The following is a 26072-nucleotide window of genomic DNA, read 5'->3' as shown; positions in this document are numbered from 1 at the left end:
GAGATTTCGGTCCACGACCAGCGCGACGCGCAGGGCTTCGTCACTGTACACGCTGACTGCTCCCAGGCGCCCCGGCCCATGGCAAGTAGCGGAAACGGACGGGAAAGCGCCCGCCCGGGGGGGCGGGGCGGGCGCGGTTCCGCATGGGTTTTCTGGATCAAACGAAGGTGAAGTCCGACGCGGTCAGGCCTAGGTCGGCCACGGTGACTACACCGCCCAGGTGGGCGAACTCGTGCGCGCTGCCGTCGGCGGTGACATAGGCCAGAGTTGCAACTCTGTCAGTGTAGCTGCTTTGGTAGACAATGATGTCGCCGGCGTGCTCGCCGGAGATCGCACTCGCCGCCTCATTAGCAGAGTTGAAAGATTCACCAGTGATCACCACGACGTGTTCGCCGTTCGCACCCGACGCCGCACCGCTGTAGAAGCTGCTCACCGGGTAGCCGGACTGTATGCTGGCGTTGTTGACGAAGTTCGCGCCAAAACCGTCGTTGTAGAGGCCTACCGCATCGAAGGCGAACTTGTCCTCCGCCGGGTTGAAATCGGTGATAGTGGTAATGTCCGACGTCGACCCGACAACCCCAGGCACCGGATTGTGGAACTGGAACACGAACGTGTCACTGTCGCTGCCCCCGGTCAACGTGTCCTGGCCGTCACCCACGTAGAGGACATCCTGGCCGGGTCCGCCGCTGAGCCTGTCATTGTCCTCACCGGAGACGCGCGCGTTGAAGCGGCCGTTGTCGCCGGAGAGATCGTCCCAGCCATCTCCGCCGAAGATGCGGTCGTTACCCTCGCCGCCGATGGCTCGGTCACTGCCCGCGCCACCCGAGATCTCGTCGTTGCCGCCACGACCGTCAAGCCAGTCACCGCCCTGGTAACCCTCGATCCAGTCAACACCCTCGGTGCCGAGGAGTGTTTCGGAACCCGGGCCACCTTCGATAATCTTTGCCATTGAAAATACTCCTAATGATGCCCCTGCCTGAGTCGTTCATATTCGTCATCGGACAATTGGAGAAATCGATTGCTTGGATAGGCATACATTTACGAAATGGATGCATTCTCGTTCACTTCGCCCTTCTGCTGAGCAGTTGCGGGCTCGCAGGCGGCGGGGACACGCCCCAGGCAATCGGCCCGAATATTCACACTCAAAGAACGGTCCAGGAAAACTTGGCAACCGGTCGTCCTGGTTGGGCCGCCCTCGGAAGAACGGGCATGGGGCTGTGTTGCCGAGTCGCGCCGGCACTGCCCATTGCGAGCAATGGAACGTTAGGGAGCGCGTTCGCGCGAGCCGAGATCGGAACCGACAGGCGCACCAGGTAGTACGAAATGCCGGGTTCACCAGGATTTCTCCGACCACCCCGCCAGTCGGGTGCTGTATCTTCTCACTAGGAAACGACGACAAAGTGTCCGGACGCTACAACCGCACCGGAGAGATTCGTGAAGGTCGCCCAGGCTCCGGCTCCTCCCACAAAGATCACGCTCGCCAGAAGGCCCGCCACCAGGTGCCGGCGAATGGACTCGAAACGTCATTGTTCTGATGAATGCCGGACACCGGGATCCTCCATGTCAGCGCGCTCTGCCACGTGATCCTGTGTAGACTCGATGGCCTTCAGGACTTTGGAACGCGCACCGAATGATCGCTGCCGTCCACCTTCCATCACCAACACCAAATCGACGGCGCGGATGGCGCTCGGCCGATGGGCGACGACAACCGCAATGCCCTTGCGCTCGCGCACGGAGGCGATCGCATTAACGACTGCAGCTTCGCCTTCCGCGTCGAGATGGGCATTGGGTTCATCCAGCACGACAAGGAAAGGGTCTCGATAAAGGGCCCGGGCAAGACCGATAAGCTGACGCTGCCCGGCGGAAAGTGCCGATCCGGCCTCACCAATCGGAGTTTCGTATCCGTGCTCAAATCGGAGGATCAGTTCGTGCGTGCCCGCTGCTTTCGCCGCGGCGACAATAGCCTCAGGGTCAGGATCATCTTCAAAACGAGCGATGTTTTCGGCAATGGTGCCATCGAACAATTCAACACCTTGTGGCAGATAGCCGATGTGACGGCCTAGTGCTTCCCGGTCCCATTGATCGAGGCTTGCGCTGTCGATGCGAACCTTCCCGGCGACCGGCGTCCATGCGCCGACGATGGCGCGCGAGAGTGTCGACTTGCCCGAGCCCGACGGGCCGATGACCCCGAGTGCGCTTCCCGCCTGAATGGCAAACGCAAGGCCGGTCACGGTCGGCTTGCTTTCGCCGGGCGGAACGATTGTCACGCTTTCGAGGCGCAGTTCGCGTTCAGGTGCAGGCATTAGCATAACAGGAGCGGTTTCAGGAACCTTTTCCAAGAGGTCCTCCAGCCGCGCCCAACCCTGGCGCGCCATGAGGAAGGGTTTCCAGCTTGAAATGGCGAGGTCGACCGGAGCCAGCGCACGCCCCATCATGATCGAACTGGCAATCATGACCCCGGCCGTAGCCTCTTCCCTGACGACAAGGTACGCACCGACGGCAAGAATGGCCGATTGCAGCAGCACGCGCAGCGACTTTGAAATGGCACCCAGCCCACCTGCCACATCCCCAGCTTTCCGGTTGGCGGCCAGAAACTTGGCATTGGCCTTTTGCCATCGGGCAGCGATCCGCTTTCCAAGACCGAGAGCTTGCACGACCTCGGCATTGCAACGCGCTGCTTGCAGCAGACCATTGCGTGCCATGTTGTGGGCAACGGTATCGCTTATCGGCCCTTGCGAGAGAGTGTTGGCAAGGAGTGTCAGAGATGTGAGACCGACCGCCCCGATAAGTGCCGTCATGCCGATCCAGAAATGAAGGAGGAAGCAAATGCCAAGATAAAACAGCATCCATGGCAGATCGAAGAACGCTGTCGGACCGTTTCCACCTAAGAAGCCGCGAACATTGTCGAGATCGCGAAGCGGCTGCAAGCCGTCGCCCGGCATGCGCGTTGAAAGCGGAAGGCGAACGATCGCATCGTGAACGCGTCCGGAAAACTGTCCATCGAAACGCTCGCCAATCCGCAGCAGCACGCGGGCGCGCAAAATGTCGAGCAGGCATTGGAACGCATAAAGCCCCGCAGCGAGCACGACGAGCCCCACCAGCGTGGATACGCTGCCACTTGCCAGAACGCGGTCATAGACCTGAAGCATGAACAGCGGCGAGATGAGCGCAAGCACGTTGACCACGCCGCTGATCAACACAATGCCCCAAATCGCGGAAGTCAGAGGGAAGGGTCTCAAAGCTGAATCCTTTAAGGAATGGTTGTCACGTAAGTCTCCGGAGGCTGGCGACCCAGCTCCCTATATTGCTCCCCGACCGGCAACCGACTGCATCCGCTCGCTGGTTCAGGATCAGTGCTCCCGCCGAATATGTTTGGTCCTGGCATTTAATGGAGCGGGTCAACAACACCGTCCGGCTGAAGGTTTGGAAGGGATTCATCGTGGTCGGCCGCAAGGGCCCGAACAGGCTTCCGCCTCCACACCTTCAGGCGCGTTCATATTCGTCATCGGACAATTGCAGAAATCGATTGCTTGGATAGGCACACATTTACGAAATGGATTCACTCTCGTTCGCTTCGCCCTTCTGCTGAGCAGTTGCGGGGTCGCAGGCGGCGGGGGATCGCCATCCATGCCTCCTCTCATAGTCGAGGGGGGGGCAGTTTCTCAATTTGGGGACAACTGAGACGTCCGGTGCTCTTAGGCAGAGGAATCATACGAGATCCCTCCTGCAACATCATTTCCCGCATCCACAGGCTTGCCGGATCACTATTGTGGAGCGCAGGCCATTGAACGGCCTCCGTGAATGCGGGAGGAAGTGGCGGCGGAAGTTTGACAATCCGCAGGGGTGTTGTTTTTGCGAAATGCTGCGCCAGCCGTAAGGGCATGGTCCCGATGCGGCTGGTGCCTGATACAACGGGCGGGATCAGGCTAAAGCCGTGTACGACAACTTCGATGCGTCTCTCGAAACCGTGCTCGAGCAAATACCATTCCTCCATGGAGAGCTGCCGGGTGTCCCCGAATTTGAACACAACCTGCCCCATCGATAAGTATCGCTCCAATGTAAGTGGCTCTGACAGCTGCTTGTTCGTGCCGCAGCCTACGCACACGAGCATATCTTCGAACAGGGCTGCGCGAGGATGTTTCGACATGAATACTTCCGGCATGATCAGAAAATCAACGTCGCCGCGCCGGAGAAGCTCCTCGGGGTCGTCGGAAATAGGGAGACATTCAAAGCGGACGGCGGGAGCTTCCCGCGCAGCACGTTCTACGATCTTCTTAAAAAATACGAGCGTGATGTAATCGGAAAGGATAATCCGGAAGCGACGATCCGATTGGGCTGGGTTGAAGGCGTCCCAGGAAATAATCGATAGCTGGATGTGGAGCAATGCCTCCCTGACTGCTGGGGCGAGCCCCTCAGCGCGAGGTGTCAAAATGAGCTCGCGGCCGCTCATCGTAAATAGCTCATCGCTGAAATAGGCGCGTAACCGAGCAACGGCGGCGCTCATTGCCGGCTGGCTCAGGTTGATACTGCGGGCCGCCGCGGTGACTTTACGTTCCCTGACCAGAGCGTCCAACACAACGAGGAGATTCAGATCGAGTCCCTTAAAACGCATGTCTTGATCTAGGCGGCGTGTGAATGGGTTGCGACCAAACATTCAATTCGAATGGTGAGTAGCGTCAACGCATCAGCCTTCGACGAAAAAGAGCAATCGAAAAGAAGAAGGGCAAAACTGTGTATATGCAAAGCGCGCCGATATGCAGGCCCATTTTGTCAATCGGACGGCCAAGCATCGCTGGACGAATGAGGTCGATTGCATGTGCGAGCGGTAATAAGGAGGCAGCATACTGAAAAGCGCCGGGCAATTGGTTGATCGGAAACATCGCGCCGCAAAGGAACAGCATGGGTGTAATAACAAGCGTATTATAAAATATGAAATATTCATAACTGGGCGCAAGCGCCGTGACGACCATCGCTAGACTCGCGAAGGCGAGGCCATTGAGAGCGATGACTGGCAGCAAGCAGAGGATGGATGGCCACGATGCGTAGCCGAGCGTGGTGGCAACAATAGTGATTGCTGTGCCCGCCATGAGGGCCTTCGTGGCTGCCCACGCCAATTCGCCGAGTAAGATATCGCCGAGCGTCAGCTGAGTGCATAGCATTCCTTCCCAGGTGCGCTGGTCGCCCATGCGGCCGAAACTCCCGTAGACCGTTTCAGCGGTCGCCGATGCCATCACGCTTGTGGCAACCATGCCAGCCGCGAGAAACGCAATGTACGAAGAGCCCTCAACAGGACCTATCATTGTTCCGATGCCAAAGCCGAGACCGAACAGATAGATCATCGGATCGGCGAGGTTGCCGAGAACCGATGCAAGCCCGATTTTCTTCCATCCAAGATAGTTGCGGCGCCAAACCGCGACCCAATTCCACGCATTGGCGGGCATGCCCGCCGCATAACGTTCGCCCATTGTTCAGTCCTCCATCTCGCGCCCGGTTAACCGCAAAAACACATCCTCGAGATTGGGGGGACGCTGCAGAAGGCGTAGACCCGTGCGCCCGCGTAGCTGCGCCAGCACCTGCTCCGGATCGGGTGCATAGCAAAAAAGCGTCTCACCGCTCACCTCGATGCGCTGTGCGTACGGCCGGATCAGCGCACCCAGTTCATGCGGATTGCCGCCGTAGACCTCGACCACGTCACAGCCGATCTGCTCGTCAATGAGTTCGGACGGGCGACCTTCGGCGATCTTGCGCCCCTCCTCCATAACGCACAGCCGATCGCACAGCCGCTCGGCCTCTTCCATGAAATGGGTAGTCAAAAGAATAGTCTTGCCCCGCGCCAGCAGCGATCGCAGCCGATCCCAGATCAGGTGGCGGGCCTGCGGATCGAGGCCGGTGGTCGGCTCGTCCATCACCAGCAAGTGCGGGTCATTGATGAGCGCACGCGCGAGCGTCAGGCGCCGCTTCATGCCGCCGGACAGTTCGGCGACGCGCGCATCCGCTTTGTTCTCGAGGCGGGCGAACTCAAGCAGCGATGGTATGACCGCATCGATCTGGCGTCTGCTCATCCGGAAGTAGCGCCCGAACACCAGCAGGTTCTCGCGTACAGTGAACGCGGCATCAAGATTGTCGAACTGCGGGACCACGCCGATGCGCATACGTGCCAAACGCGCGCGCGCCGGCACTGGAGCGCCGAGCACAGTAATCTTCCCCGCATCAGGCGATGTCATGCCGAGGACCATACGCGCAATCGTGCTTTTGCCCGCGCCGTTCGGTCCCAAGAGCCCGAAGCATTCCCCCGCCGCAACGCGGAACGACAGCCTGTCGACAACGAGCTTGTCATAAGTTTTGCTTACGTCAGTAAGGTCGATCGCTATCATGGACATGGGTTCATTTTACCGAGAGGGACGACAAAACTGGCGGTTGCTTGGTTCCCTGCCGACCTGAAACTGTGACTCGTCTTCGTCATCCCCGCCGTCGATAACGAACTGATCGACATCACAAGGATCTAGCCGCTGCTCAGCTAAAGCGGCGACAATTGCGTCGAGATTATCGATGGATTGGTAACGCGGATCGTTGTGCCGCTTTTCCTGGTCATCGCAGAAGACGAGCCGTCCATCCTCGACCAGGGCGATCGCCCCATCATGGGTCAGCTTGGTACCACAGATGCGCATAGTGTCTCCACGTTAACGGCGATAGATTCGAGATTCATCAGGAAGCGGAAATCGGGTTCCGGAAACGGACGAGCAAGCAGTCTTCGTTGACGGACTCGCCCCGACACTCAAGCCGCTCTACCTCGATCAACGTTTCGTTCAGCATGGCCATGACCGGCTCAGCACCAGCGGCGTGACCCCAGCGACGGCAATTAGCATCCCTTGCCGATCCGAAGATCAGATGCCCGCCTGGCGCAAGCACCCGCACCAGGTTTTTGATGGCCGCGCGCATCTCGGCTATGTCTCCGAGGTAGTAGAGGACCTCCGCCACAACGATCACGTCAAACAACTCGTCGGTCGAAAACTGTTGAACATCGCAGACTATCCAGTTGATGCGCGACGGCTCCTTTATCCGTTGACGTGCTCGAGCAATCGCTTGCGCCACGACATCGATGACGGTGAGCCCTTGGCAGTAGGGGACTAGTTTTTCCGTGAATGCGCCGGCAGCGCACCCGACTTCGAGGGCATTTGTAATGGAGCCTTGGGCAAGCGCGAGCTGGAGCATTTGCGTGTGGCGCTTCCGCTCGAATGGATTGCCGTCGAGGCGCCACGGATCGTCGGCGGCCAATTCCCGATCAAGCAACTGATGATTCACGTTCTGGGTCAAACTCGTGCACCTCTCGTCCATTAGGTATTTGCGGTCAGTCGTCGCCGCAAATGTTGTCCGACAGGACTAATTCCGAAGAATCCCGCGCAAGATTGAGCCTGCGAAGCGGAGCCAAATGGGGCGAGAGTTCTGCCCTGCTGGAACCAGTGATCGGAGCTTGGGTGGGGGCCTGTTTTCCCCCAGTGTTCGATGTAGCGACAGCAGAGCTTCGCGACAGCCAATCGCTATTGCTCAAGGTACACAGCGCGTAGGCCTTCAACGGAAGCAAGAGAAAGACGTTGATGAACGTGTGCAGCGAAAAGCCAAGAAATCGAAATTGTCGAGCACGAAATGCTACCACGCTGCATCGGAGCATGGTCATGGACACAATCATCAGTCCTGTCCACCAAGGCAAAGTGCCTGTCAGTGCGAAATGTGCGAGGCCCGTTAATACCGATAGGGCGAGGAGTAGCGCGCCGAGATTCTGTCCGACCACGTCCAACGTGAGATAGCTATTTAGGCTAGGCAGCAAGCGCAGCCCAAGCAGCGTGTCCCGGAATGTGCTTCGTGCCCAACGGAGTTGTTGGCGCAGATACGGTCCGAGTCTGTTCGGAACGACTGTGGCCGCGATGGCGCTCGGAACGTATTCGGTTCGAAAGCCTGCTTTCAGCATCAGGATAGTGAGATGGCGATCCTCACCGAAGTCGCTTGGCTTGCCCCGAAAAAATTGCGACTCGTACTGGTCCAGTAACAAAAGGAGCGCAGACCGGCGGTACATGGCACATGGGCCGCAACAGCACATAACGGCACCGAAGCGAGCCTGTGCCGCGCGCTCCTCGTTGCAAGCCAGCCAGTACTCCATGTCTATCAGCCTGGTCAGCCAGCTCTCGGTTCGGTTACTGGCCGTCAACTGACCCATGACTGCGCCGACCGCTGAATCTCGCATCTTCGGTACAAGCTTGGAAATGACGTCGGGCGCGAGTACCGTGTCTGAATCAACGTTAAGCACCAGATCCCCTGATGAGCGGCGTATCGCGGCGATCTGCGCCTTGCGCTTTCCAACATTCTCGGGAAGCAAAATGATGTCGAACCTAGGGTCGCGCGCGTAGTCTTCATGGACAGTTCCTAAGGCTTCGCGATTTCCAGAACCGTCATCAACCAAATAGACCCGAAGTGTTCCGGCGTATTCTTGGTCTGCAATGGAAGCCAGGCACTCTGAAAGCGTGCGCGGATCCTCGTTGAAGCAGGGGACGATGACATCCACGCTGGGCAGTTTGTCGGAGCCGACGAGAACCTCCAACGCCGACGAATCCTTTGTCGGCATAGCATAAAGCCCTTGCATGCTCTTATAGGCAGTCGAGAGCAGTGCATAAAGCGAAATGGCCACAGTGCTGGTTGTACCAAGAAGAGTCATGGGATCTCGTTTGTTCAGTGATGTTGAGGAAGTGAGCGGATTACAAATCCGCGCTCACGCAGTGCTGGAATCAGCCGGGACAGCGCCGTGACCGTCTGGTCGCGCATGCCGGCGTGAGCGCCCTGGCTCAACTCGCCGGGAGGGCATCCGTCGTGCAAGAGTACAATTGCGCCGGGCCGGACAGAGGCGAGCACTGTATCAATAATCGCCCCCACTCCAGGGCGAGACCAATCTCGAGGGTCGACGGACCAATGAAGGGCCTCCAGCCCGGCGATCTGTGATGCTGTGCAGACTTCTTCGCTCCAGGCGCCGTAGGGCGCGCGAACAAAGCGGACCGAGGCCTGCGGGCACGCTCTCATGATGGCGTCGTTCGCTTCAAAGACCTCACGTTGCACTTCGCCGAAACCGCATTGGTACAGATCCGGATGAGACATCGTGTGGTTGCCTACCTCGTGCCCTTCTGCGACCATCCGTTGGATTAGATCTGGGTGCTCTAAGGCGTAGGCGCCGATGACGAAGAAAGTCGCCGGCACCCGCTGCTCTGCCAGCACGTCGAGAATCTCCGGTGTGAAAAGTGGATTGGGACCGTCGTCAAACGTCAGATAAACGCTTCGACGGCCGGTGCCGTCAGAGCACTCACGGCGCACTTCGTACAAGCAATCGGACCGGCTCATAGCTCTGGTCCGTTCCGATCTATCATCGTGCCCGTGGGCCATTCGCTGATCGGCCGTCCAACTGGCAGAACAATGGTGAGTGCGTCATCGATGCGTGTGGGCGGCAGGTCGAGGCGGGCCTCTGGTCGGGTGGAGCGCACGCGAATTCCCGACAAAACGGCCATAGGGCTGTATCGCCGTCCGAACCTCTCAACATGATTCCGCAGCGCGTCCCTGACCGTTCCGAAAGCGAATGGAACGCCAAGCTCCTGCAGTATTGGAAGCATGACATGGATTGAATGGGCGATTCCCAGACCCTCAAGGTCCGGACGTACCCCGTACAGGCCCAGCTCAGCCACCAACAGGTCGACCGCGTCGACCTTGATGAAACGGCGCAGTATGCCCATGTGAGCCGCTACACCGCTTGAATCATAGGCGATTACGCGGAGTTCAGGCCTGGCTCCGGCCCAGCTTCGACTACCTTCGAACGGTTCTGCGTTGGACGCCCCAGTCGGCCCGTACGTATCACGAAAGAACTCGGCGAGCTTAACGTGATCGGAGAGCTGCAACTCGTTTTCCCAGCACAACTTCCACTGCACCTGATGGCGCATTCAGGACCTCTCTTCATATTGGTTTTTGCGGCCGCATTACTCGACCAAAGCGGCGTTGGTGGCTGCACTCAGCCGTTGTCGTTGGCGAAGGTGACCCAGACGCTCTCTCGAGTTCCGGCCCGTGTCGTCGATTTGAGCTTGACGTCGCTCACTTTCCGTTCCTCTAATGCATGGCTCGTAAATTCGTAAAATTGATTGTTTGAATGATACGCATCCACACGTTGGATAGAACATGACATGCGTTTTAAAGGGCTGGATCTAAATCTCCTCGTGGTGCTGGACGCTCTGATGAGGGAGCGTAAAGTCACTGCCGCGGCTCGCAGTATCAACCTGAGCCAGCCGGCCATGAGCGCCGCCGTTGCTCGGCTACGCGCCTATTTTAACGATGAGCTATTTACGATGAACGGCCGCGAGCTCATTTTGACGCCGCGCGCCGACGGGCTCGCCCCAGCAGTCCGGGACGCATTGCTGCACATCCAGCTATCGATTATTTCCCCCGACGCCTTCAACCCGGCCCAATCGGATCGTCTCTTCCGAATCATGCTTTCCGATTACATCACGCTCGTATTTTTTAGGAAGATAGTAGAGCGCGCTGCGCGGGAAGCTCCCGCCGTCCGCTTTGAATGTCTGCCTATTTGCGACGACCCCGAGGAGCTTCTCCGGCGCGGCGACGTTGATTTTCTGATCATGCCGGAAGTGTTCATGTCGAAACATCCTCGCGCAGCCCTGTTCGAAGATAAGCTCGTAGGCGTAGGCTGCGGCACGAACAAGCAGCTGTCGGAGCCACTTACATTCGAGCGATACTTGTGCATGGGACATGTTGTGCTCAAATTCAGGCACACCCGGCAGCCCACCATGGAGGAATGGTATTTGCTCGAGCACGGTTTCGAGAGACGTATCGAAGTTGTCGTACAGGGCTTTAGCCTGATCCCGCCCGTCCTGTCAGGCACCAACCGCATCGGGACCATGCCTTTACGGCTGGCGCAGCATTTCGCAAAAACAACACCCCTGCGGATTGTCCAACTTCCGCCGCCACTTCCTCCTCCTGCATTCACGGAAGCCGTCCAATGGCCTGAGCTTCACAATAGTGATCCGGCAAGCGTGTGGATGCGGGAAATGATGTTGCAGGAGGCATCTCGCCTGGCGCCTTTGCCTGAAATTATTGAGCGTCTCGGGCACGCCGATCCGACCTTTCGTTTCTTGGTACCGACTGCCACCTCGAAATCGCGTGCGAAGTCCCGGAAGATGTTGAGCCCCACCTAATCACCGCCTGTAATACAGGCTGATCAGCATGTTCGACAAGCGCCGGCGCGGCGCGTGTAACCTACGTTCTGGGGCTGATCTCAGGCGAGTTGCTCGTCGAGGATGTGTGGCAGAGTGATGCCAGCTGCCTTGATTGCCCGCTTTGGCCGTAGGTGGTGACGACGCGAGCATTCTTTTCGATGGCGGCTTCTGGAGGCGGACGCGATCGCGTAGGAGCGGTCGCCCTTCGGGCGTCGGGCCTTTGGCCCGGCAGAGCGGCGCAGTTCCTTGCTAAGTGCGAGGGGCCGGAACGAGCAGAACACACGCCCGGGCTGCTACTGAATTGACTGCCGCCTCGATTTGCGTGCGAAGTCCCAGAAGATGGTTAGCCCGGTTAAATTCCTACCTTGCCGGCTGTGCCGCGGCTTGTCACGTGCAGCCAGGCGAGGAGATGGCGGTCGACGAGGTCGGCCCCAAATGGACTGTGCTGGCCTCGCTCGGCTCTTGCCGTGCGGGATCATTGACCACACCCCCCTGCACGAGAACTTCGGGCATGTTGGCAAGTGAAGCCGGTGGAGGTTGACGCTGCGGATCTAGGCAATCTACCTCGCGCTTCCGCCTTCATATATTTTCCGGCAGATGGATGTCGAACGGCAGAAATGTCTGCCCAGGTGTTTCAGCGGTGCCGGTCTCGATAGCCCGTGTCATCAGCGTAATCAGCTCCTGGCAAAGCCGGCGCATTGGCGTGGCGACCGCCATCGTGACGATGTTATCTGCGAGCGCTGCCCGAGACTCAGGTGTGATTTCATTCACTATCGCGACGAGATCCCGACTTTTGCCCTCTTCTCGGAGCGCGGAGATGGCGCCCTCCATGCCGCCGCCGGCGACATAGAAGCCGACGAGCTCGGGCTCCCGCTGCATGAGATCAAGCGTTGCCTCGTAGGTGATCTGCCGTTTTTCGAGGTTCATGACCGGATCCAGCACCTCGAACGTGGGCGCGTTCTCACGGCAATAGGAGCGAAAGCCGACGTCACGGAGCTCGTGACCCTGGAAACGATGGCTGCCGACAAACACCGCCACTTTGCCGGGCCGTTTTGCGACCTTGGACACCATCCAAGCGGCCGTGCGCCCCACCTTGCGGTTGTTGAGGCCGATATACCCCTGTCGCACGCCGGCGGCGAAGTCGGAAAGCAGCGAGAAAACCGGAATGCCCTTGGCCTTGAGGTCCTCAACCGCTGCTGTGATTTTCGGGTGGTCCGGTGCCACCATCGCGATTGCATGGCAGCGTGCGCCCAACTCCTTGAGCGGCGCGATCAGGTCGCTCGGCATATGTGACGGGGCGAATTCGACGAGCGGAATGCCGTGGAAGGACTGGGCCAAATTGACCGATGCTTCGACCTCGCGCGCAAAATCTTGGTAGAAATGCTGGGCCGGTTTTCTCAAGATGAAGCCCAGACGGTAGTGCGGTAGGTCTCGCCGCAACCGCTGCTTGATTAGCCCGGCAGCATGATAGCCGATCGCCTGGGCGGCGTCGTGGACCCGCCGCGCGGTCTCCTCGCGCACCGGATGGCGGGCGTTCAGAACCCGATCGATCGTTGCTACGCTGACTCGGGCTTCGCGGGCGAGATCGGCAATTGTGGGGCGCTTGGTCATAGGTCCTATTCTGATTGGTTTTTGACGCGGGCCGGCTCTCTGTCCGCCTAACGCGTTTCGGTTTCGGGTGGCAAAGTGAAAACGTCCCCATACGAATGGGCACAACGTGTTGGACGAACATCATTGCAGACGTAAACCGGCCGGGTATACTGAAAGGCTCATTCGCTTAAAGGGCGGTGACGATTTGCACTCACACATTTAGCGCTTCTGATACATGGTCCGTGAGGAGCCGTTTAGAGGCTGCGGGTCGGTCGTTCAGTTATGTGACCAGCTAAGCGACTTGACAGGTCGTGGGCCGCCCACCTTACTTGCAGGAGGGTAGCCGGTTTGATGCCTCGGTAAGCTGATGACCGCTGAAGGCAGCTTTCATCTGTGCTCGGTCCAACTCTCCTTCCCAGCGTGCGACGACGAGGGATGCCACTGCGTTGCCGACGCAATTCGTCAGCGCCCGGCATTCGGACATGAATCGGTCGATGCCGAGTATCAGTGCCATCCCAGCAACGGGAACACTCGGAACTACCGCGAGCGTAGCCGCCAGGGTGATGAAGCCCGCACCTGTCACACCTGCAGCGCCCTTGGAGGAAAGCATTGCTACGAGCAGCAGCAGCACCTGATCGCCGATGGACAGATCCGTGTTCGTCGCCTGTGCGATGAAGAGAGCCGCTAGCGTCATGTAAATATTCGTGCCGTCCAGATTGAACGAATATCCGGCCGGGATGACGAGACCCACAACCGAACGCCTGGCGCCCGCCTTCTCCATTTTCTCCATCAGCGACGGGAGCGCCGCCTCCGAGGAGGACGTTGCGAGGACAAGCAGCAGCTCTTCCTTGATGTAACGAATGAGAGAACAAATCGAAAAGCCGTTGTACCGGCAGACTGCGCCGAGAACCCCGAACACGAAGAGGAAGGCGGTGAAATAGAACGTCGCGACCAGCATCGCGAGGTTGACTACCGAACCGATGCCATATCTGCCGATGGTGAAGGCCATCGCGCCAAAAGCGCCGATCGGCGCGGCCTTCATCAGAATTCCGACGAGCTTGAAGACAGGCACAATGAGCGCCTGGAGGAAGGAAACGACAGGCTTGCCCGTCTCTCCGGCCATCGCAAGCGCCATGCCGAACAGAACCGAGAAGAACAGCACCTGCAGGATGTCGCCTTCCGCGAAGGCACCGACGATCGTTGGCGGGATAATGTTCATCAGGAAGCCGGTGACCGACTGCGCTTTGGCTTTTGCGGCATAGGTATTCACGGCCTGGACATCGAGCGAGGCCGGATCGATGTTCAGGCCGTCGCCAGGTTGGACGACATTGGCGACGATGAGGCCGACGATCAGCGCGAGCGTTGAGAAGGTGAGGAAATAAACCATTGCCTTGCCGGCGACCCGGCCGACCTTATGAAGATCGTTCATGCCGGCAATGCCGGTCGCAATTGTCAGGAAGATGACAGGCGCGATGATCATCTTGACCAGCTTGATGAAGGCATCACCCAGCGGCTTCAGGCTCTCGCCGGTCTCCGGATAAAAATAGCCAATTGCGACGCCGAGCGCGATGGCGGCAAGCACCTGGGCGTAGAGCTTGGTGTAGAAGGGTTTGCGGGGCGCGGGACTCGCGCCGCGGACTTGTGCAGCTGACACTGTTTCTCTCTCCCTGACCGGATCGAGGTGGCGTGACTTCTCCCGGGCTTCTCCCTATCGCGGCGCTCCGGTCGAACGCTGCACCAACGCCGCCGCAATACCCATGCCAGATGAATCCGCATCACCTGAACTGACGTGGGCTCGCCAATGATGGAGGAATGCGGTGTCAGACCAGCGGGCAAGGTCGCGGTCCGAACGCCCTTGATGGTCTCTGGCAGAGTGCTGCCGGTCGATCCCTCTGGCTAGCGGTTTGCTGCACAGAGCGTGGTGGGTTCCTCGTTAGCCGGCTTTGGACCGGGCCCCATCGTGTCGCCTGTTCAAGGCCGTCCAGATGACAGGCTAACTTACCCCTGTTCGGAAGCGCTCGTTTCTGGACAGCCTACCACCGTGCAGCCACTGCAATGCACAGAATAAATTCGGACGGTCCTTTGGACGACCCATTCTGCAAATCAACGCCCGCAGCAGGGGCAGCCGTTTTCAAGCGGTCGCATCGTAATCTGTTCAGACTTTTCGATACGCTCATTGAGTGTGCCGATTTCGGCCCCAGGCTGGTGATGGTGCTGACCACGACGATGCGATTCAGAAGTCGCGAGCACCGCCTACGAAGTCGTACTCGACGCCAGCTTCGCGCCTCCACACCCGACATCGCCGCCGCCTGATCAACTCGAGAAAGATGGCGGTTGCCGCAACCGACCAGTGCCGTTGGCGGTTATTCTCGCTCCCGCCCCTCCTTCGCGGGCGCTGGTGAATGGCACGGCCCCGCATTTACACTCTGCGCGGTCAGCCGCTCGGGCAACGCATGGCCGGCCCAGGTATTTCTGCTTCAACGCAAAGATAGAACTGATGAATCCTATCATAGGCCGCGAGGTTTCCTTTCACAGATGAAAGAAAGCTCGATTGACTATGCCGCCTCGCTCCAGTCTTTTGAAAACAACGTGTGTTTGCCCGGGGCAAGCCAATAACATGGCCAAGCTTCGTGGAGGGAGTAGCCAAGCGATGCGTCAGGGCTAGACCCGCTTTGCACTCGACCACACGGCGGCGGCACGAGTTCACGTCGGAGCATATTCGCGCGTGCCCGCGACGTCGCGGGCGCACATGCCGCCAGCCTAGATTTGATGGCGCGAGATCGAGGATCACATGCACCACAACATTAGCAAGTCAGAACAGAATGCCCGCGACTGCGGCATATCGCTGCCGAATGCGATAAAGGGTTGTCCAAAGCCCGACACGAATCCTGCGAATGTGGCATTGCACGAGCGCGCGCTAACCGGCATCTTCGAAATATCGAAAGTACTCGCCGATGCCGCCCAGCTCGAACTCAAGTTGGCCAAGGTAGTCGACCTCCTGCACTCGTTTGTGCAGATGCGGCACGGCATCATCGCTCTCCGCGATGCCGAGGGCGGACTGGACATCACAGTGGCCAGCGGCTGCGGCACGAACGGCAATGAGCCCTCCCGGTCGCGCCTGCCGCGCAACGCCATCGATCAGATTGTGACGACCGACACGCCGCTTGTCGCCGACGACATAGTGATGCATCCGACCTTCACTGCCACTGATATCGAGGTGCTTGGGGCCTCCGACACCGTGTCGTTCATCGGCGTTCCCATTCGTGTTGATGGGAACGCCATAGGCGCGCTGACTTTGGACCGGGTTTTGGAAAGCAGGTCAAGCTATGGGCTCGACGATGATGTCCGGCTGCTCACCATGATTGCCAACATGGTGGGACAGACAGTCAAGTTGCATCGCTTCTCCGCGGCCGACAGCGAGCGAGCGCCGGAGCTGGAACATCGGCTGCAAACGAAATTTTCTGATGTTAAGCACCCTGCACCCCGGCGCAAAAAGGTTCACGTCGAGGGGATGATTGGTGACAGTCCGGCGATAAGCGCCCTGCTGGAGAAGATCGCGGTCGTAGCGAAGGCAAAAACCACAGTTCTGTTGCGAGGTGAGTCCGGTACCGGGAAGGAGCTGGCTGCCAAGGCAATTCACGAGTTGTCGCCGCGCGCCAAGCGGCCCTTCGTTAAACTCAATTGTGCAGCGCTCCCAGAGACAGTCCTGGAATCCGAATTGTTCGGTCATGAGAAGGGTGCCTTCACAAGCGCATTCAATTCCCGCAAGGGGCGCTTTGAGCTCGCTGACAAGGGGACGTTGTTTCTGGATGAGATTGGCGAGATCTCGGCCTCGTTCCAGGCAAAGCTACTGCGCGTGCTGCAGGAGCAGGAGTTTGAGCGCGTCGGCAGCAATCAGACCATCAAGGTCGATGTTCGCGTGATTGCCGCCACGAACAGGAACCTGGAAGAGGCGGTTGCAAGGAATGAGTTCCGCGCCGACCTATACTACCGCATCAACGTGGTTCCCTTGCTGGTACCAGCATTGCGCCAAAGGCGCAGCGATATTCCGCTCCTCGCAGCTGAGTTTCTCAAGAAGTTCAACAACGAGAACGGCTGTACGCTCACCTTCGATCCGCGTGCGATTGAAGTGCTGATGAAATGTGAGTTTCCCGGCAACATTCGCGAGCTTGAAAATTGCGTGCACCGGACAGCGATCCTGGCCGAGGGACTGTCAATCGGGAGAAACGACTTTGCCTGCTCCCAAGGCCAATGCTTTGCCGAGGCGCTGTGGAAGTGCAGATCGGGCAAGGCCGCGCTGCAACCACCGCCGATCCTGCCGGAGTCAGCGAATTTGGCCACGCCCCCGGACGAGGCCGCCAGTTCGGCCGCGACTAACCCACTTGCCGGCGCAACCCACCCAATTGGCGCGAGGACGCCCGATATAGAGCGCGTCATTGCTGCCATGGAAAGATGTGGCTGGGTGCAGGCAAAGGCAGCGCGCTTGCTTGGGCTGACCCCGCGCCAGATTGGCTACGTGCTGAGGAAATACGGCGTCGAGATCAAGCGTCTTTGAAAGCATGACCCTGGGCATGAGCTGAGCCGCTTAGCGCCGCGCAGCGATGCAGATCCGCGTCCGCGTCAACTCGATTCGACCGAGGACAGGTGGCTGAATTCCCATGTCAGCCGGCGCTGCGACCATTGTGTGAAAGGCAACCCTGCCATCGTCAATCTCGTCCGCCATGTTGCTCTCGTTGCGAGCTCATGCGGATGCCCCTGTGTGACTGAAACGGAGTTAAATATGTCCGACGCAAAACTGCAAACTGTGCTTTCGGCTCTTTCGCAAGTGACACGACAGTTGGATGCTCTGCCGTCCAACGGACCAGCGCCGGACGCAAATTTTATCAAGCTGAATACGAATGAGAACCCGTTTCCGTTGCCGCCAATCATAATGCGAAGTGCAGTGGCGGCCCTCAAGCGCCAGTATCTATATCCGGATGACGATAACTTCAGACTGAGGGAAGCAGCGTCCAGCGCCTATGGCGTTTCCAGGGATCAGGTCATCGCTGGCAACGGGTCGTCTGAACTGCTCGGACTGATCTACAGAGCTTTCCTCGTACCCGGCGACAAGGTTGCGATGATGTCGCCAGGGTTTTCGTTCAACCGCAAACTTGCCATGCTCCAGGGCGCTGAGTTCCTCGAAATCGGATGTCAAGCTCATTCCCTGCCAATGGAGCAATTGCTTTCTGGTCCGGCAAAAGACGCCAAGTTTATTATGTTGGCCAATCCAAACAATCCGACCGGAACATTCCTCCCGATAAGCGATATCGAACGCCTCGTAGCACAATCGGACCGCTTGATTGTCCTCGATGAGGCCTACGTCGACTTTGCACCCGATCACGGACTGCGCCTCATCAACCGGTATTCGAACCTTCTGATCTTGAGGTCATTCTCGAAAAGCTATGCCGCCGCCGGCATTCGCGTCGGTTTCGGTTTCGGTCACCCTGAAATTATTGGAAGGCTGCGAAACATCCAGAACGTCTTCAACATGAACGTGATCGGGCATGCCGTTGGTATCAGCGTGCTTGCGCATCGCGGCGCCTACGCAGACAACCACAAGCACATCAAGGATGAACGAGAGCGAGTGACAGTTGCACTATCGCAACTCGGATTTTCCGTAACACCCTCCCGCGCAAATTTCTTGCTGGCCCGTGTGCCCGCGGGACAGGACGGCTCATGGTGGCAAGCAGCATTGGAGAGGCAAAAGATACTTGTCGCGTTTTTTCCGGACAAAGGCTTGGAACACTGTATCCGCGTCAGCATCGGCACAAAAGAGCAGATGGATGAATTTCTTGCTGCCGCTGGCGACATTGCTGGAAGCTTAACGGTGCCAAGCTCCAGAGGCAGGGAAGCGTCAGGCTCTGCTTCTTCGTTACGCTGACGCTAATCGGCGATCACACACATCTCTTCCGACTTGCTGGTGATCCCAGCAAGAAAACAGCCTGCTTTTAAAATCGGGGACTTAAAGAGTGACAAACGTCTTTCCTTCAAACCTGGCTTTCGGCATCTTCGATCATTTGGATGAGGATGGCCGCGATATAGGCCGGCAGTACGAAGATCGCCTGATATTAGCAGAGGCGTGCGATCAGCTGGGGTTCTATGCCTATCATCTCGCAGAACACCACTGTACTCCCCATGGGAGAGGTCCATCGCCGAATCTGTTCTTATCGAGCGTCGCCCAGCGCACCCGGCGCTTGCGTCTCGGACCCTTGGTGATGCTGCTTGCGCTTTATCATCCGCTGCGTGCGTTCGAAGAGATCTGTATGCTGGACCAGTTGAGCGGTGGCAGGCTCGAACTGGGCATAGGGCGCGGTGCTCTCCCGACCGAATTGGGCTACTTCGGGATTGGTGCGGACGCGGTGCCGGGCCGTTATGCCGAAGCCAGCGAAATTCTTATGCAAATACTTGTGAATTCGAGGGAGGTCGGCACGCTATGCTATCAAGGCCGCCATTTTGATCTCAATGACGTTCCTTTGACGCTAAGACCTCATCAGCGTCCACATCCGCCCACATGGGTCGCTGCCAATCGACCCGAGTCCACAGCTTGGGCCGCTGCGAATGGAACAAATATCGCGTGTGTAGGACCTTCCTCTTCTGTTCGCAAAACTACTGATGCGTTCCGCGCCTATCGAGAGGACAACGCAGGCGGGGAGGATCAAGGGAGATTTGTCGGATTGCTCCGCATGGTCGTGATTGGGCGTTGTGACACACATGCCTATTCGCTCGCGGCACCTGCTTACGCACGCTGGCTCAAGAGCTTCCAATTCCTTTACGAGCTTAACGCTATCCCCACTCCACCAAACTTGCCGCTAACCTTCGATGCGGCAGTCGAGAGTGAATTGTGCGTGGTAGGATCAGCAGAGTCTGTGCGAAAAGCTCTGCTAGATCAGTTGGAAGAGGCAGGTGCCAACTACCTGCTTTGTCAAATGGCATTTGGAAATCTGCCGCTAGATGCTTCCCTTTCCACCGCGAGGACCATTCAATCCGAAATCATGGCTCGACTTGGCTGACCATGTGCTCGAGCTTGCACGTGGTGGGGCGGGCAATCGGGAGGAGGCCAAACTGACGACGAGCAGGCGGCACAGAATACCAGCTTTGTGCGTTGGCTGGCGTCTGGGCCATCGTGTGAACATGCACGATCCTAAGGAGAGGGTAGCCGAGCGCGTCACGATGCCGGCACGCGTCTGCTCGTCGCGCTGGCGCTAGTCGTTGCCCATAGCCAGCCGCAGGAGGTTCTTCTCGCCCGGGGCGGCGTCGGTGCGGCGCCCACTAATCCAGCTTCATCAGCGGCCCGTCGGTGGCAAAGCCGTCACTCGCTACGGCGCTATTGAGGGCGCGCTCGCGAGCGGCTTTGCGACGCCCAGCCAACACCTCCAGCGAGCTCGCCCGATGATGGTGGTGCACCGCGGTCGGATACGATGCTGGAGGAAATCGTTCGCAGCCGGTCTTCAGGAATTGCGAGGAGTGCTCGTTCTTGAATGCTGGCTGCTGGCCGGATGCGGTGGCCTGAGTGGTCTGCCGACACGCCCGAAAGTCAACGCCACTACCACAAGGCCGCCAAGATGTCAGGTCTGAGAGCCAGCTTGGACGGTGGTATCGTGTTCGGGAAGGTCGTCGAAGGAGGCGTAGTTGAGATAGTAGAGTTTGGAATACAGGCCGCCCATGGCTATTAACTCATCGTGGTTGCCAGTCGCAATAACTTGGCCATTCTGAAGCACGATGATGCGGTCGGCCCCCCGGACCGTGGCGAGACGGTGGGCGATGACGAGGCCAGTCCGCCCTTCAAGCAGCTTGATCAGAGCCTTCTGAATCTGCAATTCCGTGTAGCTGTCGATATTGGCGGTAGCTTCGTCGAGCACGAGGATCTTGGCGTCAGCGACGAGGGCGCGGGCGAAACTGATAAGCTGGCGCTGGCCGAGAGATAAGTTGTCGCCGCGTTCGCCAAGTTGGGTCTCATACCCGTCGGCGAGGCTCATGACGAAGTCATGCGCGCCGACAGCCTTGGCCGCCTCGATCACCTTGTCGCGCGTGGCTTCCGTCTTCTGGTATCGAATGTTCTCGAAGACCGTCCCGGTGAACAGGAATGGCTCCTGCAGCACCATGGCGACCTGGCGGCCGAGCGATTCCTGGGTGAGGTCGCGTACATCATGTCCGCCGACCAGCACCTGACCCTGCTGAACATCATAGAAGCGGTGGACCAGGGCCATCGCACTCGATTTGCCAGAACCGCTCGGTCCGACTAGTGCGACCGTCTCGCCCGGATTGACCTTGAACGAGACATTTTTCAGAACCGAACGGTTCGGATCGTAGCCGAAGGTGACGTCCCTAAACTCGACCGAGCCGTCCATTTCGGGCGAAAGCACTTCGGCATTGGGTTTGTCCTTAACATCGATCTTGACGTCGAGCACATCGGTCAGGCGCTTGCCTGAGGCCATGGCGCGCTGCATGACCGAATATTGCAGGGTGAGTGAGCGGATCGGGTCAAAGAAGCGCTGGATGTAAAATAGGTAGGCTACCAACACGCCCACATCTATACGGCTATTCATGACCATCGAGCCGCCGACCACAATAACGGCGGCCAAGGCGAGGCCGGTGATGCCATCGACGATGGGCACCATGACCAGTGCATATCTGGCAGCGATCAGGTGGGTCCTGAGGTTGGCATGGGCCCGATCGTCAAAAAGACTGAAATTCACCTGCTGGCGGTCCATTGACTGTATGGTCCGCACGCCGTGAATGGCTTCGGCCAGCGCGCCATTGACGACGGAATTGGTTTCGTGTGCAGCCATGAAGGCGTCGCGGGCCCGCGGCAACCAGACAATGCGGACGATCACCAGGATCGGCAGAACCGATAGCGTCAGGAGGCCGAGGCGAAAGTCGAGCCACAGCATTACGAAAACGATGCCGAAGAGAAGCGCAACATCGCCTAGGGAATATACCGAGGTTTCCAGGAACTCCTGTATGGAGTTAACGTCGCCTTGCAGGCGCGACATCAGGCGTCCGACCTCGGTCTTGTCCATGAAAGAGAGCGAAACCTTTTGCAGATGGCCAAACATGGCGCGGCGGATGTCGAACAGGACAGTTTCGGCCATTTTCCCATCCAAGGCTTCCTGCATGTAGCCGGCGGCGAAATTGACCAAAATCGCCGAAAGGAACGCGCCGACGGCCGCAAGCTGGGCTGAGCGATCGGGCCTTGCCGGGTTCATGCCGAGGTCGATCGCGTAGCGGATGATCAAGGGGATGAGAAGCTGCGTCCCGGTGAAGATCAGCATCGCGACAATCGTGACAACTACCTTTGCCCGGTAGGGATGGACGAAGCCCCAGATGCGACGGAGGATGCTCTTGTCGAAAGCCCGGCCGAACATCTCCTCCTCGATCCGGTGCGAGCCGACGACCGCTCGCGGAGGGCGTCTCCCATCGTCACGTTCGGCTTCGAGTTCGCCGCGGCCCTGGTCCATCAGCGGGCGCCCCCATCCTGGCTAATAATGCTATCACCCGGGCGCGTCTGGAGATCGTAAAGGGCCCTGTAGCGTCCCCGCTTCGCCAGAAGCTCTTCATGCGTGCCGCGTTCTACGATTTCGCCTTTATCGACAAAAAGGATTTGATCGGCATGCTTAAGCGCACTCAGCCGGTGCGCGATGATGATCGTCACCCGATCCTTTGCGAAGCGCCGCATCGCCGCGCGAATGCGCAGCTCGGTGCCGGCATCGATCGCGGCCATCGAGTCGTCGAAAATGATGACGGAGGGGCGCAGCATCATGGTGCGAGCAATCGTGAGACGCTGGCGCTGGCCGCCAGAGAGAGAAACGCCGCGTTCGCCCACGACCGTCTCATACCCTGCCGGGAGCCCGAGGATGTAGTCGTGGAGCTGGGCGAATTCTCCAGCGCGTTCAATTCGCTGTCTCTTCGCCCAGGGATCGCCATAAGCGATGTTGTTCTCGATCGTTGTTGTGAATAGGAACGCATCCTGCTGTACAACCGCGACCGCCTTGCGAAGGCTCTCGAGGGTGACATTGCGTATGTCCTGGCCGTCCAACGTGATGGCGCCACCGGTCACGTTGTAAAAGCGGGGGACCAGATGAGCCATCGTCGATTTGCCGGAACCCGGCGGACCGACGATAGCGATCGTCTCGCCTCTCCGGGCCTCAAAGCTGAGGTTCTTCAGAATGGCGCGGTTTTCGGCGTTGGGGTAGGCAAATGAGACATTGTGGAAGCGCAGAGTGCCGTCACTTATCTCAAGCGGTCTGGCCTCGAGAGCATCCCTGATGGTGATCTCCTGATCGAGGAGACCGAAAAGCCGCGAACCGCAGCTAGAAGCGCGGGCAAACGCATTGACCATGAGACCGATCTGGCGGACTGGCATTTGCAGCATGGTCATGAAGGTCAGGAAGGTCGCCATGGTTCCGACGCTGATCTCGCCAGCGACGAGCTTGTTGCCACCGATCCCAAGCACCAATCCCATTGCGAAAAAGTAGGACAAGGTCATCGCCGACGTGTTGGGTACGTAGATGTCAACGAGATCGTTGGCGAGGTCGAGCGCGTTCTTGGAAGCGCCGTCGAACTTCAGCATCTCATAGGATTGAGCCGCAAAAGCGCGGACCACACGGATACCTGCGAGATTTTCCTTCATCACGCGGCTTAGTACCGAAAGGCGCTCATAGAGGTCGAGCCAGGTGGCGCGCAGCCTAAGCTGTGTGGTCGATGAGCGCCAAGCGACAAAAGGCACGAAGCTGAGCGCGGCCAAGCCGAGCATCGGATCGGTCGAGATCATCATGTAAGCGCCAATCCCGATCAGCATCGTCAGCAGGAGCACCCGCATGAGCCCGGTGGAAAAATACATCCGCACGCCTTCGAGATCGAGCATTCCGGCGGTTATCAGATCGCCTGAATGGACCCGGTCGTGAAAGGAAAAGCTGAGACGCTGGATCTTGTCGTAGTAGGCGAGCCGCAATTCGTACGCGACATGATGCCCGACGGCTTCGGCAAAATAGTTCTGCGCCATCGTGAAAACGCCGCGTAGCGCGCTGACGGCGAGCAGCAGGAGAGCCGGGGCCCAGAGCGCTTGTCCTGCCGCAGCCCCCGCGACACCGCCCCCGATAGCTGTCTGGGTCTGGTCGACAGCCCGGCCGAGAAGCTGGGGAATGAGCAACTGGAGGATTGCCGCCATGATCGTCGAGCCCATAGCGAGGGCGACCTGCCACGGATGGCGCAGATTCATACGCGTGATGCGCAACAGCGTACTCAAATCCCGGCCCCAGCGCGCCGCTTCAACATGGGCCAACGAATTCAGTGCGTTCGTTGCGCCGCTGACAGCTTCACTGTTCACGGGTGTATTCCCGACTGCATTTTGCGCCTTCGAGGAAAGCCGAAGCAGACATCATCAAAGGCATCCGCCATTGTTAATCCCGTCCTCAACCTGCAGCCGTGCCCGTTCCCACAAGCCGAGCCGCCGCTTGACTTAGTGGCATGTCGATCACCGTGATTCCGCTTGCCGCAAGAAAACGCGCTTCGTTTCTGGTCAGGGTTTCCGCGTCCATTACGGTGCAATAGGGACCGCGGGAGCGCTTCATGATCTGTCTGGCGTAGGTGCGCAGCATCTGATCGTTGAAGCGGCAGCCAACGAAGAAAAATCCACGGGTGATGCGCCGTTCCTTCACAGCGTCTGGGATCGGTGTCTGGATATCAATTTCGGACAGGACTTCGACGTAGTCGGAATCTGCGACGAGAAAGTTTTGCGCGGGCGTAATACTCCCGTGAGGTGAATAGAGAACCGTCTTGGCCCCCAATCGGGGGTCGAGCTCCCTCCCGGACAAATCGTAGGTTTTCGTCCAAATGTTGCCGATTTCATTCGCGCGCGTGACGCCTTGTATCTCAACGACGTCCGTTCGGCCGGTCTCTACCAGAGCCGTGCGCATCGCGCTGTCATACCAGCTGTCGATGATGAGGGAGAGTGGCAGCCTTGCGAGCCAGGCGTGGAAGGGGGTCGGCCCCACCGGCGCTGCGAATATGTCGGTCATCCAAGCTTGAAGCGTCCGGCGATGCCGGCGCTGTTCGATGAACTGTGCAACCGACCACATATTGGTGCGGATCCTGGAAGGGGCTGGAGCCCGTGCATTGAGTGCCGCGGCAACAACCTCCGGGGTATGCGGCACAGGCGGTTCCACACAGTTCAACTCAAGAAGACCCGGACCGAGATAGGGGATCACCTCATCGGCGGCGAGCGCTTCCTTCGCCAGGTCAAGCAGCTTTTCAGCAAAACTGTCCCGCACAATGACGAGGTGGCCCGATGTCAGGATCGTGTTCATCTCGTTTCCTCGCGACGCACCTAGGGGCAGCATCAGCCCTCTTCGGAAATCTTCCTTGCCTCGACGGTGATCGGCAGACGCGTATCATGTGGGAGATCGGGTAGGAGGAGCCGCCACCCGTTCCTGAGCGTGACCGTTCCGCCCCACAACTCTTCCTTCTCGAGTTTGATGATCGGCTCTTCGAGGTCCTTTTTGGGGACATACGCTGACAAACCAGCATCGGTCCTGCGGATCATGACTTTCATCTGGCCGTCCCTTCATTGGTATTGCTTTCAGCACTGCAGGGCGCCTCGGCCTCGTCGAGGCTCATCAGTTCACGCGCTCGCATACCGACTACGGTGCCACGGTCGATCCACTCGACCGCATAGATGAAGAACTGCTGGAGAAAGGTGCCAATGTCGCGCACATATCCCTCGTCCCCCTTCCGCACGAGATTTTCGCCGATCTCCCTGCCAGGATAGGTGCCGTCATTCTTTATGTGGCGAGTGGCACGTACCCGCTCTCCCGGCATGAATCGTGGAGGCCTGCGGATTTCGATCTCCTCTTCGCGTCCGAGCGACATGTCCGTTCCCTGATTTCTCTTGCGGCTGAGATTGCGAACAAGGCGTTCCAGGCGTCCTGCGTAGGCAGCCCCCAACCATGTCGGCAGTCCAATGTCCGTTACGCAGGAACGCAGGTCTTCGGCACCGGACATACCGAGGCACATTGCTGCGCATCGAAGACCCCCTCGCATTCGGTGCACTTCTGTGACTCGATCACGTAGCTCTCGCCTTTGAACTTGATCGCGCCGGAAGGACATTCGAATTCGCAGGCGCCGCATTGGGTGCATTGGGATGCGATGATCTTGAAAGCCATTTTAACTCCTGGTCCGAATGAATGAGAC

At 58.6% G+C, this 26072-nt stretch carries 21 protein-coding genes and 3 pseudogenes; 4 read left to right on the top strand and 20 right to left on the bottom strand.

The annotated features are described in order from the left end of the window. Positions 1 to 157: 157 nt before the first annotated feature. The 11 genes and pseudogenes from NKL06_RS12250 to NKL06_RS12200 all read right to left on the bottom strand — a co-directional run bounded on the left by NKL06_RS12250 (position 158) and on the right by NKL06_RS12200 (position 9971). Positions 158 to 949 carry a calcium-binding protein gene (locus NKL06_RS12250; protein WP_023673926.1) on the bottom strand — a complete coding sequence of 264 codons (792 nt, stop codon included), beginning with the start codon at positions 947 to 949 and terminating at the stop codon, positions 158 to 160. Positions 950 to 1318: 369 nt separating this feature from the next. Further along, a pseudogene (locus NKL06_RS12245) lies at positions 1319 to 1549 on the bottom strand (HlyD family type I secretion periplasmic adaptor subunit); the annotation flags it as partial. Continuing rightward, positions 1524 to 3239: a type I secretion system permease/ATPase gene (locus tag NKL06_RS12240; protein WP_352580325.1), complete on the bottom strand. Its 1716-nt coding sequence runs from the start codon at positions 3237 to 3239 to the stop codon at positions 1524 to 1526. The gene NKL06_RS12240 and the pseudogene NKL06_RS12245, both read right to left, overlap by 26 nt. 398 nt (positions 3240 to 3637) lie before the next feature. After that, on the bottom strand, positions 3638 to 4612 hold the full coding sequence (locus NKL06_RS12235; RefSeq protein WP_023685036.1) for a LysR family transcriptional regulator: 975 nt from the start codon (positions 4610 to 4612) through the stop codon (positions 3638 to 3640). A 64-nt stretch (positions 4613 to 4676) separates the two neighbouring features. Then, on the bottom strand, positions 4677 to 5465 hold the full coding sequence (locus tag NKL06_RS12230) for an ABC transporter permease (protein WP_023672240.1): 789 nt from the start codon (positions 5463 to 5465) through the stop codon (positions 4677 to 4679). Positions 5466 to 5468: 3 nt separating this feature from the next. Then, the gene (gene nodI / locus NKL06_RS12225) at positions 5469 to 6380 is read right to left on the bottom strand and encodes a nodulation factor ABC transporter ATP-binding protein NodI (protein WP_023685034.1); all 912 of its coding nucleotides are present in this window, start codon (positions 6378 to 6380) and stop codon (positions 5469 to 5471) included. A gap of 54 nt (positions 6381 to 6434) precedes the next feature. After that, positions 6435 to 6668: pseudogene (locus NKL06_RS12220) on the bottom strand (carbamoyltransferase N-terminal domain-containing protein); the annotation flags it as partial. A gap of 37 nt (positions 6669 to 6705) precedes the next feature. Beyond that, the gene (gene nodS / locus NKL06_RS12215; RefSeq protein ID WP_023672237.1) at positions 6706 to 7335 is read right to left on the bottom strand and encodes a nodulation methyltransferase NodS; all 630 of its coding nucleotides are present in this window, start codon (positions 7333 to 7335) and stop codon (positions 6706 to 6708) included. A 13-nt stretch (positions 7336 to 7348) separates the two neighbouring features. Continuing rightward, on the bottom strand, positions 7349 to 8707 hold the full coding sequence (gene nodC, locus NKL06_RS12210; protein ID WP_031210697.1) for a chitooligosaccharide synthase NodC: 1359 nt from the start codon (positions 8705 to 8707) through the stop codon (positions 7349 to 7351). A 14-nt stretch (positions 8708 to 8721) separates the two neighbouring features. Further along, entirely contained in the window at positions 8722 to 9381 is a 660-nt protein-coding gene (gene nodB / locus NKL06_RS12205) for a chitooligosaccharide deacetylase NodB (protein ID WP_023694279.1), read from the bottom strand. Next, complete coding sequence (locus NKL06_RS12200) at positions 9378 to 9971, bottom strand: NodA family N-acyltransferase (RefSeq protein WP_023694280.1); 594 nt, start codon at positions 9969 to 9971, stop codon at positions 9378 to 9380. The genes nodB and NKL06_RS12200 overlap by 4 nt, the downstream gene beginning before the upstream one ends. A gap of 237 nt (positions 9972 to 10208) precedes the next feature. On the opposite strand from NKL06_RS12200, the gene NKL06_RS12195 reads away from it, so the two are divergent. Continuing rightward, complete coding sequence (locus NKL06_RS12195) at positions 10209 to 11234, top strand: LysR family transcriptional regulator (protein WP_023694281.1); 1026 nt, start codon at positions 10209 to 10211, stop codon at positions 11232 to 11234. An 80-nt stretch (positions 11235 to 11314) separates the two neighbouring features. Here NKL06_RS12195 and NKL06_RS32745 read toward each other — a convergent pair. The 3 genes and pseudogenes from NKL06_RS32745 to NKL06_RS12185 all read right to left on the bottom strand — a co-directional run. Next, positions 11315 to 11542: pseudogene (locus tag NKL06_RS32745) on the bottom strand (IS1634 family transposase); the annotation flags it as partial. A gap of 292 nt (positions 11543 to 11834) precedes the next feature. Then, the gene (locus tag NKL06_RS12190; RefSeq protein ID WP_023672231.1) at positions 11835 to 12866 is read right to left on the bottom strand and encodes a LacI family DNA-binding transcriptional regulator; all 1032 of its coding nucleotides are present in this window, start codon (positions 12864 to 12866) and stop codon (positions 11835 to 11837) included. Positions 12867 to 13170: 304 nt separating this feature from the next. Continuing rightward, positions 13171 to 14499, bottom strand: a complete 1329-nt coding sequence (locus tag NKL06_RS12185) for a dicarboxylate/amino acid:cation symporter (RefSeq protein WP_023706359.1) — start codon at positions 14497 to 14499, stop codon at positions 13171 to 13173. A 1137-nt stretch (positions 14500 to 15636) separates the two neighbouring features. Between NKL06_RS12185 and nifA the strand changes: the two genes are divergently transcribed. The 3 genes from nifA to NKL06_RS12170 all read left to right on the top strand — a co-directional run bounded on the left by nifA (position 15637) and on the right by NKL06_RS12170 (position 19894). Continuing rightward, positions 15637 to 17400 (top strand): nif-specific transcriptional activator NifA, encoded by a 1764-nt coding sequence (gene nifA / locus NKL06_RS12180; RefSeq protein WP_023694282.1) that lies wholly within the window; start codon positions 15637 to 15639, stop codon positions 17398 to 17400. Positions 17401 to 17625: 225 nt separating this feature from the next. Continuing rightward, on the top strand, positions 17626 to 18765 hold the full coding sequence (gene hisC, locus NKL06_RS12175; RefSeq protein ID WP_031210700.1) for a histidinol-phosphate transaminase: 1140 nt from the start codon (positions 17626 to 17628) through the stop codon (positions 18763 to 18765). A gap of 88 nt (positions 18766 to 18853) precedes the next feature. Then, the gene (locus NKL06_RS12170) at positions 18854 to 19894 is read left to right on the top strand and encodes an LLM class flavin-dependent oxidoreductase (RefSeq protein ID WP_084567743.1); all 1041 of its coding nucleotides are present in this window, start codon (positions 18854 to 18856) and stop codon (positions 19892 to 19894) included. Between the two features lie 555 nt (positions 19895 to 20449). Here NKL06_RS12170 and NKL06_RS12165 read toward each other — a convergent pair. From NKL06_RS12165 to NKL06_RS12140, 6 genes are all read right to left on the bottom strand, one after another. Next, positions 20450 to 22342 carry an ABC transporter ATP-binding protein gene (locus tag NKL06_RS12165; RefSeq protein ID WP_023685024.1) on the bottom strand — a complete coding sequence of 631 codons (1893 nt, stop codon included), beginning with the start codon at positions 22340 to 22342 and terminating at the stop codon, positions 20450 to 20452. Further along, positions 22342 to 24210, bottom strand: coding sequence for an ABC transporter ATP-binding protein (locus NKL06_RS12160; RefSeq protein WP_031210702.1), 1869 nt, complete (start codon positions 24208 to 24210; stop codon positions 22342 to 22344). The genes NKL06_RS12165 and NKL06_RS12160 overlap by 1 nt, the downstream gene beginning before the upstream one ends. An 85-nt stretch (positions 24211 to 24295) precedes the next feature. After that, complete coding sequence (locus tag NKL06_RS12155) at positions 24296 to 25189, bottom strand: SIR2 family NAD-dependent protein deacylase (RefSeq protein ID WP_031198798.1); 894 nt, start codon at positions 25187 to 25189, stop codon at positions 24296 to 24298. 32 nt (positions 25190 to 25221) lie between these two features. After that, on the bottom strand, positions 25222 to 25434 hold the full coding sequence (gene nifT, locus NKL06_RS12150; protein ID WP_023672220.1) for a putative nitrogen fixation protein NifT: 213 nt from the start codon (positions 25432 to 25434) through the stop codon (positions 25222 to 25224). Further along, on the bottom strand, positions 25431 to 25751 hold the full coding sequence (locus NKL06_RS12145; RefSeq protein WP_023672219.1) for a nitrogen fixation protein NifZ: 321 nt from the start codon (positions 25749 to 25751) through the stop codon (positions 25431 to 25433). The genes nifT and NKL06_RS12145 overlap by 4 nt, the downstream gene beginning before the upstream one ends. A gap of 98 nt (positions 25752 to 25849) precedes the next feature. Continuing rightward, positions 25850 to 26044 carry a 4Fe-4S dicluster domain-containing protein gene (locus NKL06_RS12140; RefSeq protein ID WP_023672218.1) on the bottom strand — a complete coding sequence of 65 codons (195 nt, stop codon included), beginning with the start codon at positions 26042 to 26044 and terminating at the stop codon, positions 25850 to 25852. Between the last annotated feature and the right edge of the window lie 28 nt (positions 26045 to 26072).

This window comes from Mesorhizobium sp. C268A (genome assembly GCF_040324475.1).
GTDB lineage: Bacteria > Pseudomonadota > Alphaproteobacteria > Rhizobiales > Rhizobiaceae > Mesorhizobium.
Note: the sequence above shows the minus strand (reverse complement) of the source record. Positions and strands in the feature narration are given on the sequence as shown.

Bases quoted from the DNA above. Each gene is read 5' to 3' on its own strand.
- NKL06_RS12250 (WP_023673926.1), bottom strand. From the start codon at position 949: ATGGCAAAGATTATCGAAGGTGGCCCGGGTTCCGAAACACTCCTCGGC.
- NKL06_RS12235 (WP_023685036.1), bottom strand. From the start codon at position 4,612: ATGCGTTTTAAGGGACTCGATCTGAATCTCCTCGTTGTGTTGGACGCT.
- NKL06_RS12230 (WP_023672240.1), bottom strand. From the start codon at position 5,465: ATGGGCGAACGTTATGCGGCGGGCATGCCCGCCAATGCGTGGAATTGG.
- nodI (WP_023685034.1), bottom strand. From the start codon at position 6,380: ATGTCCATGATAGCGATCGACCTTACTGACGTAAGCAAAACTTATGAC.
- nodS (WP_023672237.1), bottom strand. From the start codon at position 7,335: ATGGACGAGAGGTGCACGAGTTTGACCCAGAACGTGAATCATCAGTTG.
- nodC (WP_031210697.1), bottom strand. From the start codon at position 8,707: ATGACTCTTCTTGGTACAACCAGCACTGTGGCCATTTCGCTTTATGCA.
- nodB (WP_023694279.1), bottom strand. From the start codon at position 9,381: ATGAGCCGGTCCGATTGCTTGTACGAAGTGCGCCGTGAGTGCTCTGAC.
- NKL06_RS12200 (WP_023694280.1), bottom strand. From the start codon at position 9,971: ATGCGCCATCAGGTGCAGTGGAAGTTGTGCTGGGAAAACGAGTTGCAG.
- NKL06_RS12195 (WP_023694281.1), top strand. From the start codon at position 10,209: ATGCGTTTTAAAGGGCTGGATCTAAATCTCCTCGTGGTGCTGGACGCT.
- NKL06_RS12190 (WP_023672231.1), bottom strand. From the start codon at position 12,866: ATGACCAAGCGCCCCACAATTGCCGATCTCGCCCGCGAAGCCCGAGTC.
- nifA (WP_023694282.1), top strand. From the start codon at position 15,637: ATGCACCACAACATTAGCAAGTCAGAACAGAATGCCCGCGACTGCGGC.
- hisC (WP_031210700.1), top strand. From the start codon at position 17,626: ATGTCCGACGCAAAACTGCAAACTGTGCTTTCGGCTCTTTCGCAAGTG.
- NKL06_RS12165 (WP_023685024.1), bottom strand. From the start codon at position 22,342: ATGGACCAGGGCCGCGGCGAACTCGAAGCCGAACGTGACGATGGGAGA.
- NKL06_RS12155 (WP_031198798.1), bottom strand. From the start codon at position 25,189: ATGAACACGATCCTGACATCGGGCCACCTCGTCATTGTGCGGGACAGT.
- nifT (WP_023672220.1), bottom strand. From the start codon at position 25,434: ATGAAAGTCATGATCCGCAGGACCGATGCTGGTTTGTCAGCGTATGTC.
- NKL06_RS12145 (WP_023672219.1), bottom strand. From the start codon at position 25,751: ATGTCGCTCGGACGCGAAGAGGAGATCGAAATCCGCAGGCCTCCACGA.
- NKL06_RS12140 (WP_023672218.1), bottom strand. From the start codon at position 26,044: ATGGCTTTCAAGATCATCGCATCCCAATGCACCCAATGCGGCGCCTGC.